This window comes from Pseudomonas edaphica, assembly GCF_965277385.1.
GTDB lineage: Bacteria > Pseudomonadota > Gammaproteobacteria > Pseudomonadales > Pseudomonadaceae > Aquipseudomonas > Aquipseudomonas edaphica.
The window spans coordinates 870087-887528 of sequence record NZ_OZ255725.1 but is presented as its reverse complement, the minus strand read 5'-3'; the positions used below and the strand labels follow the sequence as shown (position 1 = coordinate 887528).

Sequence of the window (17442 nt, the reverse complement as noted above, 5' to 3'; positions counted from 1 at the left end):
TGAGGCGTTCGAGGGCTTGACCCGTCGGCAAATGATACGGACCGTGGCGATTGGCACCATGCCCGAAACCCCAGGCTTTATTCGTCATCGTCCAAGGAATGGCATCAGTGGCGCTTACGGGATGGCCGGGTGTAAATCCAACAATGCACGCTCACGGCGCGATCAACATGAACGTTATTGATAAGACATTGTTATTGTCATGCCGGCATTAATCTTGCCCGGTGCCAGCGGCGCTGTGGTTCTAAGGTAGCGAACAGTAAATGACTTGCTGAGCCGGCCGGCGCTACTGGTAAGTTTGCCAAAGTCTCTCTGGTTTACCGTTCCTATCAACGATGAGTCAGGGCCGAAGCTGACGAGCGCATCATTCTCCAACACCTGCATGGCAAGTCCTGTTGCCGTGCTTGCCCCCACATTTAATTGCAGTTCCGATGTGGTATTAGAAGGAGAAGAAATGTCGGTAAGTGTGTATTTTACATTCACGTCTGTGACCCCGGCCTCGCAATTCAAATCTATGTTGAACGGCGTGTCACCTGCTGTAGCACCAACTGTTTGCACGTCGCGTGTCAGCAGCATTGGAAGCTTTATCAGTGATGGCATTTCTAATTGACAGGCGGGGTATTTAACGTCGATGTTCGTGCTTTGTGCTGTAATTTTTCCCCAGCCGTAATACGCACCTAAATATATGCCGTGGCGCATCAGTTGAAAGGAGGGAACGTTTATAGGTCCTGCTGGCAAATGTTCCGTGGCGACGAATCGTATTCGATATTTACTGAGCGCAACGGGAGCGGTCCTCGTAGTGTCTGAATTCCACATGATCACTTCGGAGGAGATGAACGGCTTATAAGAAAGGTTGGTGTCAGCGGCACTCATGATAACGCCGATGCCTTTAACGCCTGTCATGTATATTTTATATGAGGCTCCCTCAAACATTAAACTTTGCGTTGTTGCGGTGGCGACGTTGTTGGCGAGTGAGAAGAACTGGGTCCCGCTAGGGTAGTTGATGCAGGTGCTTAGCCCATCTTCTGTTTCATGCCAGGTACTTGAAATTATTGAAGGGAGTGCTGCATCTTTAGCGCCTACTGAAAGTTCAGAGGTGGGAATTTGATTGTTAGAGTGAGTGCATGTCGTAGCTAGGGCATTACAGCTAAAAAAGGTGAGAAGTGATAGGAGCTTTCTCATGGGAGGGTCTCGGTGCGTTCTGTAGCCAGTTATAAACAAGGACAGGATTTGAGATTTTTGAAGTTCGAGCCAGGCAAAAAAGCTCAGTACCGGATGTTTCATAGAGGCGCATTGGTTGAATGCGGATTTCATATTTTAGCTTTTCGATTTTGGTTGAAATCGGTGGTTTAGTCAGTGGGGTGAATCGAGTAATGGCGTAAGAAGTATCAGCGTTGGCCTAGGATTATTCGTCTCATGCACATCATTGAGACCACTTGCCTTAACATATGCGTGGCCGCTGCTAATCACGGTACCGTCCAATTCATCGACTGCCTAACGCATCGTGGGTACCCACAGGAGGTTATCGTCACGTATTCGTCGCGAACCTAGACTTAGTGCACGTTCTTCACTCGATTATTGAGAGTTAAAACATGCGCTTACGAGAACTGGGCATCACCATTGGCACGGGCAAACCCGGGGCGTTCAACGCCATCACCGACGTGCCCGGCGTACGTGTCGGCCATCACACCCTCAATGCCGAAAGCTTGGAGGGCTCGATGCATACTGGCGTGACCATCATCGAGCCACGTCCGGTCGCGGCACACCTGGCGCCGTGTTTTGCCGGCGTTCACGTATTGAACGGCAATGGCGACGCGACCGGCCTGGAGTGGATTCGCGAAGCCGGTTTGCTGACCACACCCATCGCCTACACCAACACCCATAGCGTTGGCGTTGTGCGTGATGCGCTGGTGGCCGCCGAGCGTGAAATGGGTAAGCAGCACACTTATTGGTGCATGCCGGTAGTGCTGGAAACCTACGACGGCATTTTGAGCGATATCTGGGACCAGCACGTCACAGCCGAGCATGTGCACGCAGCGCTGGCGGATGCACGCAGCGGCCCCGTGCAGGAAGGCTGCGTAGGCGGTGGCAACGGCATGATTTGCCATGAATTCAAGGGTGGGATTGGCACCTCGTCTCGCGTCCTGAGTGCAGAGGAGGGCGGCTGGACCGTGGGCGCACTGGTGCAGGCCAACTACGGCGTACGCGGTGCATTGCGTGTGGCGGGTTACCCGGTGGGCAGCGTATTGCAAGATACCCCTTCGCCTTATGACGGGCCGATGAATGTCGGTGTGCCTGGCATGGGTTCCATCGTGATCACCATTGCCACCGATGCGCCCTTGTTGCCCCATCAATGCACGCGCCTGGCACAGCGTGCGAGTATCGGCCTGGCCCGGGTCGGTGGCGGCACCGAGGACGACAGCGGCGACATCTTCATCGCATTTTCGGTGGGCAATACCGGCTTGCCAGTTGCCAATCTCGGGCAGCCGGGCCCGCCGACGACTGCCTTGCAGATGGTCAATAATGACTATATTTCCGCGTTATTCGTGGCCGCAGCCGACGCTGTCGAGGAAGCAATTCTCAACGCTCTGCTGGCCGCCGAAGACCTTCAGGGCCGTGGCAAAAAAGCACTGGCGCTCAAGCCTGAACAACTGCTGGCAGCGATGTCGAAAGTGGGCTGGACGCCCCCAGTTCACGCCTGAGCCTGAAGGAACAACAGGAACAGCTCGGACTGGGATTTGATCCCCAGCTTGTTGTACATGTGCTTGCGGTGCACCTTGACCGTTTCGGCAGAGATCGCCAGCTTGCGGGCGATCTCTTTGTTCGAGCAACCACTGAGCATCAGTTGCGCCACTTCGGCTTCACGGGTCGATAACGCCGAGCTGATTTGCAGCGTCGGCGACAGGAGGCGTTCTTGCCAGTCCGGTGCCGGCTCCGCTGGTGGCGTGCTGTTCGATGCATATTCGAACACGCAACGCTGACGCATCAGGCCGGCCACCCATGGCTGGATCAGCCGTAATAGTGCGAGCTGTTCCTGGCTGAATCGGCAACGGCTGCCCAATGACAGGCTCAGGGTGCGTTCGGGATCGAGTTGCACATTGAGATGAACCTCATCGGCGACCACGTTCAGGCGAAAGTAGCGCTGGTAATAATCGGTCTGCTCAAAACACTCAGGGGCAACGTCGTCCAGTTGAAATAGCCCGTTTCTCGGCGATTCGCGATTGGCCAAGTAAAAAGGATCGAGCAGATAAAGCCCCTTGAGGTAGTCCTGGAACAGCGAGTCGGTGCCGCCTTCCTCCGTGGGCGATTCAGCCAGTACCAGTGGCCTGCCAGGATTGAAGATCAGCACCACCCAGCTGTCCACCGGCACATAGCGCCCGAGCAAACGCGTCATGGAGGCCCAGAAGTGCGGTTGGTCGAGGTTTTCGATCAGCCGCCCAACCGCGTCATGCCAGGCCACATCCTGCAAGGTCAAATTGGTTTCACTACCCATTGCGGGGTACCCCATCGAAGTGATTTTTTCGCATTGCACGGCACCCCATACTCAATTGAAGGCCCGGGTAAATTCGGGTTTCCACTTTGCCCAAGGACCAGCCATGAACATCGAACTCTTGCAGTTAGCCGGCCGCGACGGTGACACTGCTTATAACCTGGGACGCGCCTTGGAGGCCATCGCCAACTGCAACGCGGATACCGACTTGGTGGTGTTCCCTGAAACCCATTTGATGGGCTTCGTCGGTGGCGAACAGCTGGCCAACGTTGCCGAGACAATCGAAGGTCCGACGCTGCAAGCGGTGCAACGGGCAGTACGCCAGCGCAATGTGTCAGTGGTCATCGGCTTGGTCGAACGTGACGCCGGTACCTTCTACAACACCTCGGTCTTGATCACACCCGAGGGCATTGCCCTGCGCTACCGCAAAACACATTTGTGGCCTTCCGAACGCGCAGACATCACACCCGGCGATCGCTTTGTCACCAGGCTGTGGAACGGCGTGCGTGTGGGTCTCTTGATCTGCTACGACATCGAGCTACCGGAAACGTCGCGAGCGCTGGCGCAACTGGGCGCTGAATTGATCATCGTCACCAACGGCAATATGGATCCCTACGGCCCGGTTCACCGTACCGCGATCATGGCCAGGGCCCAGGAAAATCAAGTGTTCACCGTGATGGTTAACCGCGCAGGGCAGGGCGATGACGGCCTGGTGTTTGCTGGCGGCAGTGCGGTGATCGACCCGTTTGGTCGGGTGTTATATGAAGCCGGGCGCGAAGATACACGCCAGGTGATCAGCCTGGATCTTGCTCAAATCAATGCGGCCCGCCGGGATTATCACTACCTCAATGATCGTCGGCTGCTGCTGCAAGGCGAGGCTGTGGAACACCCCGATGGCCGCCGTGAACTGCTGATCCGCTGACTGCGTTTGTACCCCCCATAACAATAATCAGCTGGCGCGCAGGTGCCGGCCCAGGAGTTCGTGATGATCGCTATTCGATGCGTGCAATGGGTGTTGGCTGTCGCATTCAGTGGTGCGATAGCTTGCGCCCAGGCGGCGGAACCGAAGGTCAATATCTATAACTGGTATGACTTCATTGCCCCCAACACGCTGAAAGATTTCCAGGCACAGACCGGCATCCAATCGGCTTACGATGTATTCGACAACAGCGAGGTCATGCAAAGCAAACTCATGGCCGGGCGCAGCGGCTATGACGTGGTGGTCGCTACCGGCGACCTGCTGCCGAACCTGATCAAGGCCGGCGTGCTCAAGGAATTGGATCGCTCGCAACTGCCGAACCTGTCCCATCTGGACCCGGACATCCTGGCCAAAGTCAGCAGCAATGACCCCGGCAATCGCTTCGCGGTGCCTTATTTGTGGGGCACCACCGGAATCGGCTACGACCAGGCCAAAGTCCAGGCGCTCCTGGGCAAGGACGCACCGGTGGATTCCTGGGACCTGATTTTCAAGGAGGAAAACCTCGCCAAGCTGGGCGAGTGCGGCGTAGCCATGCTGGATGCGCCCGCCGAGATCATCCCGATCGCCTTGCACTATCTGGGGTTGCCCTATAACAGCCAGAACCCGGATGACTATCTGAAGGCCCAGGCCCTGCTGTTGAAACTGCGCCCTCACATTCGCTACTTCGACTCCTCGCGCTTTATCACCGATCTGGCCAACGGCGATATCTGCGCCGTCGTCGGCTGGGCGGGGGGTGTGATGGATGCGCGCAAAGCGGCCGACGCCGCCGGCAATGGTCGTCGGATTCAGTACAGCATTCCCAAGGAAGGCGCGCCGATCTGGGTGGAAAACCTGGTGCTGCTCAATGACGCACCGAACCCTCAGCAGGGCCTGGCGTTCATTGATTACATGCTGCGCCCGACGGTAATTGCCGCGTCGTCCAACTATCTCAGCTATGCCAATGCCAACAAGGATGCCAAGAGTTTGGTGGATGCGAAAGTGCGTGATAATCCAGGGGTTTACGCGTCCAAGCCAGTGCTCGATACATTATTCGCACTGGAGCCGCTGCCTTTGAAACTAGAACGCGTGCGTACCCGGGTCTGGAGTAAGGTCAAGAGTGGGACCTGATCACAAGCGGTCTGTGAGCAGTCTGGCTCATGCGTGGGATATGCGGAGGCGAGAAATATGATATGTCACGACTATTCCCGTCTATGGAGGTATGCCCTTGATAGACCCGTCGGCAAGCTCCCAATCATTGGTAGCTCATGGTAAATGTGATTTCGGTATTAGCGGTGCCTGGGATTACACTCGACCCCTTCGCAATTTTTAAGTAGCGTGCGTTTAAAGGGATTGTGAAGTTTCCGCCTTTGTTTGAATACTCATTGAATGTCTTGGCTTGGTTCAGCACTATGGGTGACAGATTACCGTCAGTAATCTGCAAGCCAATCCCCTTTGCGGTTGAGTTTTGGTTGAGGTTTATAACACCTTGAAGATTACTTTGTGAAGGGGCGCTCGAGGTCGGGGTGAGCGTATAACTGACGTTGTTGATTCCCGCTGGGCAGTTGTTAAGTTTAAGACTAAAGGAAATGGCTTTTTTCGAGGGGGAGCCATCATTGGGGATATCCTCCAGTCGATGTTGGCCCATTTTTACGTTGATATTAGGTGTCTCGCACGAGCTAGAGGCGAGCTGGGTAGTGTTGACGAGTCGAAAAGTTGCCAATTTCAGATTGTCTGCCATCAAAGACCCAATGTCGCCAACCGGAATAGTAGTGTCGCTCGCTATAATGCCTGTTGCTAATATACGTATAGCCGCTGTGGACGTGCTAATATTATAGCCGGTGTCGTGGTAGGGTAAGGTAGTAGATCCCAACGCGTTGACAGCGACTCTGGCCGGCATATAGCGAATAAACTGCCAGGAAAGACCGGTGTTGCCTATAGGGAATAGGTCCGATCCTAGGGTCGTGCTTCCCAAATTATTTTTTACTCCAAAAGGGACTGCTGTTGGGCATTGGAAACCTGTAGCGCCGAATGAATATACGGAGGATTCAAATAGAGTAGCACCGACAGCAGTGTTCCTGGGAAGTGTAATTGTTTTGGGAAGGTTTACGTTCATTATTTGTTCTGTGCCCCCCGTTTCGATCTTGAAGGCGCAAAATGCGAATGAGGGGGTGGAAGTTAATAAAAGTACAGTTAGGATCAGTCGCTTGGGCGTAATAAATGTGCATGTCATATAGGTTGCCATTGTGGGTTTTGTGTGGTGCTAATGAATTGATTGTTTAATTTTCTGAAAAAGATCTGTCCATGGGATAAGTTGTATTTCATGCTCTGGGTCTCTTTCAGGTTTTGTATTCGTGGAAACTCATTAGTTTATTGTCTGCCTTTATTAAAGTGGTTGTCGGCGGGTGCGCCAGGCTCAATGTAATAACACTGGGTTAGTACGGTGAGTGGTTTGTCTTCAGTGGCGGTTACTTCGAGCTTTTGTAATGAAGTGGGAGTGCCGCAAGATTATTACTAATGGTCACCAGTTAGCGCTGATGATAAAATCAGAGGAATCTTACAGCGCGACGGACAAATCGTGACGCGAAAAAGATAAAACGATTTCGGCACCGATGAAGGTCCGTAACCATCATGACGTGTGGTTTTTGTGTCCGTGAGTTAAGTAATAGAAGGATTATCTCCCTAAGAATGGGTTCCTGTTTCTTGTGCTTTCTCGCCTCCAAGGCGTGTGACTCATTCATTTGAGCTTAAACATGAGTTGCTTGAACGGTCACATCGCTCTTCGTGTCTTATCAATAAAATGACGTTCCCACTTTTCCATTGATCAGAAAGCCCTGAGTCGATTAATTTTTATTTGAGTTCAAGTTTTTACGGTCTTTCTCGTAAAGCGTCGAAAGCAAAGAGCGTCACCCCTATAAGTCCAACGATTAGTATTGCTTTTGATAGGCTTATATTTATCATTTGCAGCGTCCATTGCGTGTGGTTTTATTAAGTGTTTAGGATGTGCGCTGAAGCGCAAAGTGATGGTGTGCTATTTTTTGTATACGACTTTCAGTTTTTTATTGACGTAGTCTTTTATGATTTCGTAGTCGGGGTTGTAGGTCGCTAGAGTGTGGCCAGCGCTAGCGACAGTAGCCCCAGCGTCTAAGGCAACCCAACAAGTGAAGAAACAACTCCAATGACAGTGCACAATATACCGCCTTGAGCGATGGCACCTTTCATATCGCTTTTTACTAGGCATTTAAATCCAAGTCGCTCAATTTCCTTTTCTACGAAATTAATGGCCGCATTGAAGCTTCCTCAATAGTGTAAGCGTCCGCCAAAATCACCTTACTTGACTCACGCGAATACCCCGAAAGGGTGGTGAGGAATTTTCCTTCACTGGGGCAACGGGTGAACGGTAAATCGCTGGGAAAGAGATCTGCTTGGCAAAGTAAAAAGCGGAGGAATTCTCTAGCATTCGGCTAAAGGCGAATGTCCGCCTTTGGCCGATTTCTGCCTGTCGACACCCTCAGTTATATAGCTTGGGCTGGCGACCAATTAACATTGATATCAATACGGAGTGATCATGTTGAATCAAGTCCAGGGTATGGCTAATCTTTGAGGCCTCATTCGATACGAGCCTGTTGGGTGATCCCCGGGAACCGAATGCGGTTTAATGCCTCGGCGAGTGAGCCATGGAGAAGTACCCACTTACATCGACTTGACCGATACCACTTCCACAAACCTGAATTTTTTTCTGGCCGTCTTAGTAGCTTCTTGTTCTGCAAGTAAGGAACTCAGCGTATCGGCCTCATGTACCATCTCCTGCATCTCGCCTTCGAATTCATTTCCCACTCGGAGCGTGACTCTCAACCTAGGTGTGAAGCCTTTTGAGGCTGGCTTTTTCTTCGCTGCCTTCACCGGTTGCACGAACACAACATCCGAGACTGTGTCCTGCGCTTTTGGGTGAGTTGCCGGCGCAGGGGGCTCAGGATGACCGAATAGCGCCCGGCGCATCTCATCTTCTATCAGTTCTGTATTCATGCCATTTCTCTAAAGGGTGTTATCTATAGCCTGATCGATTCTATCAGGATGACCAGAATCCGTTGTAAAGCATCGCTGGGGGGAAACCTCAATTGGTAAGGTCCAGCAGATACCGGCGAATGTCGGCGTTTCCATCTGCTGCCTATCATGCTGGCAGCTGCCGCTCACGACAGGTGGAGCCGACCAAGAACGATCACAAAAAGCTGGCATAATCCGAGGGTGACTCTCTCCTTCTGCTTTCGCTACTCCATGTCACTGAATTCCACTAATCGAGTACTGGGAGCTAGCTGCGTCTTAGAAAGCGAAAGTCGGAAGGAAGATAGGTTTTTCGACTCAGGGCGTAGGCCCGCTGAGTTTTCTTTTCGCCCGATGCGAGCATCTGCACTGGGGGCTCATCGGCATAGGGCAAGCCGTGGACCAGCACCGATGCTCGAAGCGCATAGACTAGGGGGGAAGCTGTACGCCGGTGTGCATCAGTATCCAGCGAGAGATCATGAGCGTCGCGTGTTCTTCGGTTCGTGATGGTTCACGGAACGCAAGAGCTGGGTGGCAGCGCCTTCCGTGTGATGATTTTTCGTCCGATCGTTTATGCGCAGAATCCAATAGTCTTACATAGAATTAACCCTTTTTCGCCCTTGAAACACGGCCAAAACAAGTCCAGAATTGAGTCTTTTCCTGCTCTGGAAAGAAAAGAAACCCCTTCGACTTCAATGGGTAGGGCGTCAGATGCGAGTCTCGTTTCCCGCTCCAAACACAAAGAAAAAGCCACTCTAACGAGTGGCTTTTTTTTGCCTGGGATTTACGGAATAGACGCTTAGGCGTCTTTTTTTTGGACGACAGCAGGTAACCGCCGAGTTCCAGAGCCGCGTCGTTGTAGCACCGATGCCCTGCACGCATATCGCCAATTCGCCACAAATGTGTCGGCGCACGTCGAGCAGATCCCGTCGGATGAGGGGTCGACACAGTGGGAGATGATCCGGCCGCCAATGGGAAATCGGGGTAGGAGAGTGGCGAAGGCGGGCATGGGAATACGCAGGTCCTCCACGGCGGTGGGCTTCGTACTCTAGGAGGGCAAAATGTTTCGGCGGCGAGGTCGCGGTACCAATCACGCTCACAGTGGAGTTGTTTTTGGGGGCTGCAGGCATGCTTCGGCTGGGTAGGAAAACTCCATCGGGAAGGCCCTGGGCCAAGTGTCCAACCCAGCCGGTGTTTCATTGTTCGCTGACAGATAGCTGTGTCACTTTTTATTGGCGAGGGCGTTCGGATCGGTTGGTTTCCTTGACCGCAAACATCAGACAGCGCACCGCTTCACGATCCTGTTCTGACAATAAGCGGTAGTAGCGGATCAGCCGCTCTTCCGCTCGATTGAGTGGGCGGGTGCGCAGGGATGTACCGACGGCGGTACGCAGTGAAGAAATAAACGAAGTATTTAGCATGAATCTAGCCCTTCATGAGGCGAATGGATGCATGGGCTTCTTGCCCGGAACAACTGAATAAATAACGTTTATCGGAGAGAGGGGCTCGTCATTTTTCGCGACTGTTCGGTTTTTCAGAAGGGGCCGTCGGAAGTGCTTGTTAGAGGCGTAGGAGCGATCTTTCAAAGCCGACTGAATCAAGGCGCGATGGAATGGAGTGCCTGCAAAACCGGCATCAATCGTCAGGTTGCCGGTGGGTAGGTGAAAAGTGGTAGCGCATTACCGCCGCCGTCTCCACCTGCGTGGTACTCCTTTTTGCCCAGCTCCCCCACATCGGGTTTCGGAGCCTCCACGGACAAAAAGGACGTTTTCCATGCCCATCAACCCACCTGACACCATTCCCGATAACCTGATCGCCAGAGCCGTCGGCGTGCAGTTCATTCATCACCCCACCTTGATCTCCGTCGTCGGCCAATGGCTGGAAAGGGGCATCAAAGAAGCCTATCCAACCCTGGCCTTCAACCTCGTCACCACCAAGCTTGCCGTACCCAATGCATTGAATGGATGGGACTTACGGTTTTTGCTCAATGTCGCGCTCGACCACCTGGGTAACGGCACCTCACTGGATTTCTCAACGCAATACACGCGGGATCATTTCCTGACCAACAACGCACCAACACCGCTGGCGCCCACAGGTGTAGATGCGCCAGCTGTAGATATGAGCGTGATTGAGCAAGTCATCCGCGAGCTGCCTGGCATTGTCCCGATTGCTTTTCAGCAGGCACTGATCGCGTATTGGGACCAAGACACCGAGGGCGGATCGACCCGTTGGCGCTGGCTCAGTGAGTTGCTGCGCAGCAACCTGATCAACACCGCCATCGCCCCATCATTCGCTCATGCAGCCCGTAATGCTCTCCAACAGGTAACGGACTACCCGGATCGACTCGACCGTCTCGCAGCGTTGCAGTCGAAGGCTGTTCACGTCTATGTCATGGAAACGACGCTCACCCGGGCGGGGGCCTCGTTCACCCTGTTATCGCCGGACCTGCTGGTGGTCAACGCATCGTTGATCCTGCTGTGTCCTTTAGCGGGAGGCGTCGTGTCATTTGCTTCTCAGGATGAGTTTGATCGCTACTGGGAGTCGAAGATCGACGGCGCATTTGTTGCGGACCAGATCACGTGGAAGCGTTACCAGCCCAATGGCAATGTGTTCGACGTCCAGGCGGCTGCGGTGCTCAATCAGCAGTTGCAGGACCTGGCGGCTATCCCGTTACCCTCTCATCAAGGGCTTCATAAGCTGGAGCAGCAGTATGATGCCGTGAGCGATCCCACTCGCTTATTTGTGACTCCGACACCTACCACAGTGCCTATGGCCGCCCAACTGCCCGACTGGTTGAAAAGCGCCTCGGAGGCTCAACGCCTGGCCTATCGCACCCATCTATTGGAGCTCGCCGCTGCTAAAACCCAGGCTCAAGGGCAGTCCTTTCTGGACGGAGTAAGTGATATCAGGACCTTTGCAGCGAGCGCCCTGCATGCGCAGATGCTGATCGATCAACCGATCGCGCCTGGCTATAACCCTGACGAACTGGAGCTGACATTTGCAGTGGCCGCAGGCTACCCAGGCGGTGCGGGAAGTATTCAGCGCAAAACACTGTCACTGACTGATCTCGCCTTGAGCAACCTCGTTGGCAAGCCCAAGGGCTCGATGACCATAGGGCACACCGGCGGTCAATTGATCCAGGACTGGACCACCCCCGATTACCTGACTGATCTGGTCCAGCGCGTGGACATCGGCAAAACCTACCCGGACTACCTCAAGCGCCTGCTGCTGTCCGATAGCGACGAAACCCTGCAGCGCCAACGGCTATTCGGTGAGCAGTTGCGAGCGCAGCTACCGTTGCGGGCGTTGGCGCTGGCGATCCAGGGGCAACAGGGGTTCACGGTGCAGGGCTATCGGTATGTCGCTGCGCTGATGCAATTCAGTGATGCTGAACGTGTTGTCGAGGACCGCCACATCGTTATCCGTTCGCTGGCACTGCTGCGCAAACCGGGTGCCCAGCCGGACAAGGTCGACAACATGTTTGTGATCGAAGCACAGGACCTCCAGCCTGGCCCGGTTGTTCTTTATCGCCCGCTCTATCCGCAGTTGTTGACTCAGTACGCCAACCGCGAGGCCTTGTTGGCGGCGATGGCCCTGCCTGGCGCACTGCAGGACAGCGTGCTGATGTGGCTTAGCGAACCTGCGCGAGCGGTGTATGCCAACGGGGGCTTCAATGAGCCGCATATCATCCGGTTTGGCATGGGGTCTGAGTTCGACCGTCTGGAGATACCCGTTCCTGCAACGTTGGCTGCCGATGAGGGCAGTGAGGAGCTGCTGCAACATCTGAGCAATGGCCGCTTACTGCCGTATCTGTTTGGCGAACATGCACGGGCACTGGTGGACTTGGCAGATCGCGAGTCGGTGTCCAATGCTGAAAGCCGTTGGGCACTGCTGCTGGAAGGCGGTGGGCTGTTGCTCAACACCTTGCTCTTGCCCCTGTTGCAAGGCTCTGCGATGTCGGTCGCGTGGTTGTTGATGCTGACCCAAAGCTTGAACCAGGACATTCCTGCACTGCAGAGCAGCGATCCCGTTACGCGAGAGCTGGCCTGGATCGACCTGTTGAGCAGCCTCAGCCTGGCACTGTTGCACGTCACCCGCAGCACGCAGCCCAGTAAACCCTTGATCGCGGCCGATCCACGCGATGCGGCGTTGGTGTTGGCACCCGTGCGTCGTCCCTCTGGGAGCCTACCCACCGGGGCCAGGCTGGCGGCGAGCACCGTAGCCTTGCCTGACGTACCGATTGCAGAGGGCCGAACGGTCTTCGATTTTGCCTTTTCTAACGCCTTGAACCACCTCAGTACCAGTCAGCGTGCTTATGTCGAGGGTTTCAAAGTGCCTCGTCCCGCCCAACTGCCGGTGCCGATCATGACCGGGCCGCTCCAAGGTCTTTACCGCCTTGACGATGGTTTGCATGCCCTGATTGGCCATGACCTGTACCGCGTAAGCCAAGAGTCGAGCCGTGTGTTTATCGTTGACGCGCTCGACTCATCACGCACCGGGCCATGGTTGAAGAGCAATGGCAGCGGCCGCTGGACCTTGGATCTTGCGCCGAAGCTGTGGGGTGGCGCGCCGGGCGATCAGATCAAGGCACAACAAGAGAAAAATCGTAAAGCGAAGAGGAAAATGAAAGCCGAACAACGCCGGCTTGACCTGGAAACCGCGCGCGTGGCGGATGTGATGACTGCGCGTTTCGACAACGTAAAAGCTCAGCGGGAGCCGTATCTAGCTGCCAGAAAGAAGCTCAGAAACTGGTGGGCACTGCTCAATCAAAATACCGACGAGCGAAAAGTTACTTTCCTGAAGAAACAGCACGAAGACCAACAAGCCGCCTGCCCGGCATTGCTTGAGTCATTCAACAGTGCGCTGGAAGCGTTCGTGTCGCAGGCGGCTCTTTTGATTGATGCACGACGCGCGCTGATCAAAGCGATCAAACCCGCTGAAGCGGCGCTGGAAACCAGCGACTTCGAGAGCGCCCGTTCCAGTGAATATGGCGCCATCAGCGCCACGCAATTGCTTATCCATAATCTGCATTTGGCACTGGCCATGGACAGCAGTTTTTCACCACGGGGTGAGTCCATTGGCGAGATTGTCCAGCGTATCGATCCGAACACTCCGACCCGAACACCCGAGGCCTATCAGGACCTGATTTCCCGCTACATGGAGATGAACGAGCGCGAACAGCAACTGCTTCAAGACACCTATGCCCTGGAGGCCACGCTGAATGAGCAGGCCCAGGATTCCACCCGAGGCTTGGGGGAGAGTCGGACGTTTATCAAGTCGCTGCCCACCCAGGAGATGGCCGACCCGTTCAACGTTGCACTGAACAATCTTAACCTGCTCAGAACCTTGAGCATCGACAGGCTCGCGCTGACGGACGCCCCTTCGGTCCAGCATTTTTACCAGTTTCTCCATGAGCAGAATCTGCGATTGGCGACGTCTTCTCACATTGCGCTAAGGACCTATGCGCATTTTTCGGTCAGCGAGCGCAAGGCCGTGCTGGCGACCTTGATCAACCAGTATGGGGTGCTTGCGACTGCATCCGACTCACTGCACGGGCTTGAACCGGCGTTGAGTCGCCCTGGTTACCAGGCGCGTTTCGTGGAGCGGCTGGATCAGGCCCGCATCAGTGCCGAATCCGACTTGGCGGCATTGGTTCGTGAGGAGGAGGGGATAGCCGCACCAACACCTGCGTCGTCCTTTCGAGAGCCCAGGGGTTCTACCCATCGAGCTTTTAAAACCCAACGTCGCGGCACGTTGATCGGTGACGTCCGGGCGGCGCAAACAGAGGGGCAGGTGGCCGTCATGGATATTCGCGACCCGTTCAATCAGCAGCCGGTTGCCAGTTTTGTCGAGCACCCCGATGAAGGGGTCTGGAAGGAATTGGTGATTGCCGGCCCTGCAAGACCAACACCCACGCCGCCTCGTCGCTCCCTGGCAAACCTGAAGATCGCTGCCAATCAACTGATAGAGCAGAAAAATGGCATTCGCAGCTCCATCCATTTCCAGATGAAAAAACTGCAAGACCCAACACGTCGTGAACATGTCAACCCAATGGATTGGGACATCATGTTGACGCAGCAAGCCAATAAACTCAGTGGCATCATTGACGAAATTGAGGCCGCCCATGCTGACAAACCCGGCGTGTCGGCGTTGTTGCGCGAGTACCGAACCGAGGTAACCAGCATGCTTGAGGAAGGGCGGGGCTACTGCAGCACGGGCTACAAGGCACAACGCCCCACTCAGGAAAACGTCGACTATCTGTGGACTCACCGAAAGGTCGATATCAACTTGGTTCATCGGCGTCAGCCCACTGCCAGTGGTGACTACGTCGCTGAATTTTCAGTTCGGGAAAAGAACCAATCGAACGTGCTCTGGTATGCCCATTTTCACTATGCCAATACCGACGTAGTGGACAGCGCCTACAGCGTTGCTCACCTCAAGTTGGCTCACCAGCGGTTTCTGCTGCAGAAGGATCTGGTGCGAAACGCCGGCTCCAACGACAGTGCCGTGCTGAAGGTGATCTATGCTGATGTGACGCCACCGTTGGATCACAAGCTGTTTCTCAACTTGCTTGGGTGAGCACAGTGATAAGGGCGTGGTTAAACAGGGTGAGCTCGTACCAGGGCTGTGAGTGAAACAATGTGCTCATCACAGGCTTTGTCATGCCTAAAGGAGTCCGGAATTTTGTCCATCGAATACGTTTATGTTATTGAAACTTAAATGTATTCGATGGGGCCGATGGCGAGTGAGCGCCTAAGGGCATGTGACTCCCTGCGCGAGGCGCTTGGGCAGAACGCGAAGTATCCGATTCTCCGCGCTGTGGCTTTGCTCATATCTATCTACTCCTCCAACGACAATTCATTCCCTAGGCTGGCTGCTTCGACAGCTACCTTTGAAGAGTGACTTCATGTCTGAAAGCAATCCACTGCTACTGCCCTACGAGTTGCCACCGTTCTCAGCCATCAGAGCAGAACACTTGGTGCCCGCCATTGAGCAGATCATTGCTGAAAGCCGCAGCGCCACCGCCACGATTATTGCCAGCCAGGCTCTTTTCCCCACCTGGGATGACCTGGTGCATGCCGTGGAGGAGCTGGAGGCGCGCCTGGATGGCGTTCTTAAAGTTATTGAACTGCTTGACTCTATTCCCCAAGAGCCGATTTGGAAGCAGGCATCACACCGCAGTTATGAGCTTGCGATGCAGTACAGCGCCGAGTTAGCCGCGAACCATGATCTGTATCAGCTTCACCGACAACTTGCCGACAGCCCGATTGCGGCCCTTTTCAATCAACAACGCCAAAGCGCGTTACGTAAAATACTGCGTAAGTACCACTTGGCAGGCCTTGATCTATCTCCTGAGAAGCAGCTAAGGCTGAAGGCGTTGAACCTGCAAATCGAGGAATTCAGTCAAGAGTTTTTGCGCCGTGTGAAAGATTCCAGCGACGCATGGCGCAAGCATATTCAAGACAAGGCGCTGCTGAGCGGACTGCCTGACGCAGTCCTGGCCCGCATGGAGGTCGCGGCTCGGGACGCAGGCCTGGATGGCTGGTTATTAACCCTTTCCGAGCAATCCTTTCAGGATGTAATGAGCTACGCCGAGCATCGAGCCCTGCGCCAGGAAATGATGGTGGCTTACTACAGTCGTGCCGTGGGCACCGGCCCTGACGCCATTGCCACCGACAATGAACTGGTTCTGACCGTGTTGCTCGACAGCCGTCACCAGAAAGCCCAACTGCTGGGCTATGCCAATTTCGCCGAACTGGCGCTGGTGGACCAAATGGCAGCGACGACCGATGAGGTCACCACATTTCTTCAGCAACAGATTGATCTGGCACGCACGACATTTGCCCATGAGACACAACAACTGCAGCGCTATGCCGCGCAACGGGGAGTCGATGCTCTGAAACCGTGGGATTACGACTTTTTCGCGGAAAAAATTCGCCAGGACGTAGCGGGTGTCTCCCAGGACGCAATGCGCAACTACTTCCCGTTGGAAACGGTGCTGCAACGCTTGTGCACCTTCACCAAAACGCTGTTCGGCGTTGAGCTGATCGAAAAAAACACTGTCGATACCTGGCACCCGGATGTGCGGGTATTTGAACTTCGGGAGTACGCGGAGCCGATCGGACATTTGTTTATTGACCCTTATCGCCGCGTGGCGGGCGGCGAGATTGGCGCCGCCTCGGGCTTGCGCACTCATCGGATGACTGCCGAGGGGCGTCCACAACGGCCGATAGCTGTGTTACGCAGCCAGCTACCAAGACCTGCAGCGACCCAGCCTTGCTTGCTGGATCATCTGCAATTGAGGGTTTTATTACATGAGTTCGGCCACTGCCTGCAGCATCTGTTGAGCGCTGCCCCCTACCGGGCGATTTCCGGTATGGGCCAATTAAGCCATGATACGACGGAGTTTTTCGGCCAAGTGCTGGAGCAATTCGGCTTTACCCCATTCTTCCTGAACTGGCTATCCGGACATTTCCAGACGGGAGATCCCTTGCCTGAAGATCTGGCCACTCAGATGAGCCGATTTGTTCACACCCAGACCAGTCAGGAAACTGCCAGTATTTTGCTCACGGGTCTCGTTGACTTCGAGTTACACCGTACCTACGGCGACGGGCGTACACCTCATGAGGTTTTCACCCATGCCAACGTTGAAATCGGGCATTTGCAATGGCCTGATGACGCCCGCCCGATCAACAGCTTCGAGCAACCGATGGGTAGCTATGGGGCCAAAATGTGTTCCTATAAGTGGTCTGGTGTCCTGGCCCGCCAAGCTTTTGAACGGTTTGAGCGTGATGGCCTGTTCAACCCAGAGACCGGGAAAGCCTTCCGGGACGCGTTCATCACTGAGGGGGATACCGGTACGCTGTTGAGCTCACTTGCGCTTTTCCGGGGTGAAGGCGAGCGGTGTGTCGAGCATGCCACGGGGGCATAAAGCACGGGTGCATATTTAGCCCCTCGG

At 54.7% G+C, this 17442-nt stretch carries 10 protein-coding genes; 5 read left to right on the top strand and 5 right to left on the bottom strand.

Translation table 11 applies throughout. From position 1 onward, the window contains the following. Positions 1–174: 174 nt before the first annotated feature. Entirely contained in the window at positions 175–1311 is a 1137-nt protein-coding gene (locus tag ACQY47_RS03625) for a fimbrial protein (RefSeq protein ID WP_428555728.1), read from the bottom strand. 278 nt (positions 1312–1589) lie between these two features. Between ACQY47_RS03625 and ACQY47_RS03620 the strand changes: the two genes are divergently transcribed. Further along, positions 1590–2699, top strand: a complete 1110-nt coding sequence (locus tag ACQY47_RS03620) for a P1 family peptidase (protein WP_428555725.1) — start codon at positions 1590–1592, stop codon at positions 2697–2699. Here ACQY47_RS03620 and ACQY47_RS03615 read toward each other — a convergent pair. Beyond that, positions 2690–3490, bottom strand: coding sequence for a response regulator transcription factor (locus ACQY47_RS03615; RefSeq protein WP_428555722.1), 801 nt, complete (start codon positions 3488–3490; stop codon positions 2690–2692). The genes ACQY47_RS03620 and ACQY47_RS03615 overlap by 10 nt on opposite strands. A gap of 103 nt (positions 3491–3593) precedes the next feature. Here ACQY47_RS03615 and ACQY47_RS03610 point away from each other — a divergent pair, with 103 nt between their 5' ends. Both ACQY47_RS03610 and ACQY47_RS03605 read left to right on the top strand, forming a co-directional pair. Continuing rightward, a complete protein-coding gene (locus tag ACQY47_RS03610; protein WP_428555719.1) occupies positions 3594–4409 on the top strand; it encodes a carbon-nitrogen hydrolase family protein in 816 nt (271 codons plus the stop codon). A gap of 63 nt (positions 4410–4472) precedes the next feature. Next, a complete protein-coding gene (locus ACQY47_RS03605; protein WP_428555716.1) occupies positions 4473–5573 on the top strand; it encodes a polyamine ABC transporter substrate-binding protein in 1101 nt (366 codons plus the stop codon). A gap of 124 nt (positions 5574–5697) precedes the next feature. Here ACQY47_RS03605 and ACQY47_RS03600 read toward each other — a convergent pair whose 3' ends face one another. The 3 genes from ACQY47_RS03600 to ACQY47_RS03590 all read right to left on the bottom strand — a co-directional run bounded on the left by ACQY47_RS03600 (position 5698) and on the right by ACQY47_RS03590 (position 9904). Then, a complete protein-coding gene (locus ACQY47_RS03600) occupies positions 5698–6558 on the bottom strand; it encodes a fimbrial protein (RefSeq protein ID WP_428555713.1) in 861 nt (286 codons plus the stop codon). A 1577-nt stretch (positions 6559–8135) separates the two neighbouring features. Next, positions 8136–8468 carry a hypothetical protein gene (locus ACQY47_RS03595; protein ID WP_428555710.1) on the bottom strand — a complete coding sequence of 111 codons (333 nt, stop codon included), beginning with the start codon at positions 8466–8468 and terminating at the stop codon, positions 8136–8138. A 1244-nt stretch (positions 8469–9712) separates the two neighbouring features. Further along, positions 9713–9904: a hypothetical protein gene (locus ACQY47_RS03590; protein ID WP_428555707.1), complete on the bottom strand. Its 192-nt coding sequence runs from the start codon at positions 9902–9904 to the stop codon at positions 9713–9715. Between the two features lie 352 nt (positions 9905–10256). Here ACQY47_RS03590 and ACQY47_RS03585 point away from each other — a divergent pair, with 352 nt between their 5' ends. Together ACQY47_RS03585 and ACQY47_RS03580 are read left to right on the top strand one after the other, a co-directional pair. Continuing rightward, positions 10257–15062 (top strand): dermonecrotic toxin domain-containing protein, encoded by a 4806-nt coding sequence (locus ACQY47_RS03585; protein WP_428555704.1) that lies wholly within the window; start codon positions 10257–10259, stop codon positions 15060–15062. Positions 15063–15390: 328 nt separating this feature from the next. Further along, the gene (locus ACQY47_RS03580) at positions 15391–17415 is read left to right on the top strand and encodes a M3 family metallopeptidase (RefSeq protein ID WP_428555701.1); all 2025 of its coding nucleotides are present in this window, start codon (positions 15391–15393) and stop codon (positions 17413–17415) included. Positions 17416–17442 lie beyond the last annotated feature (27 nt).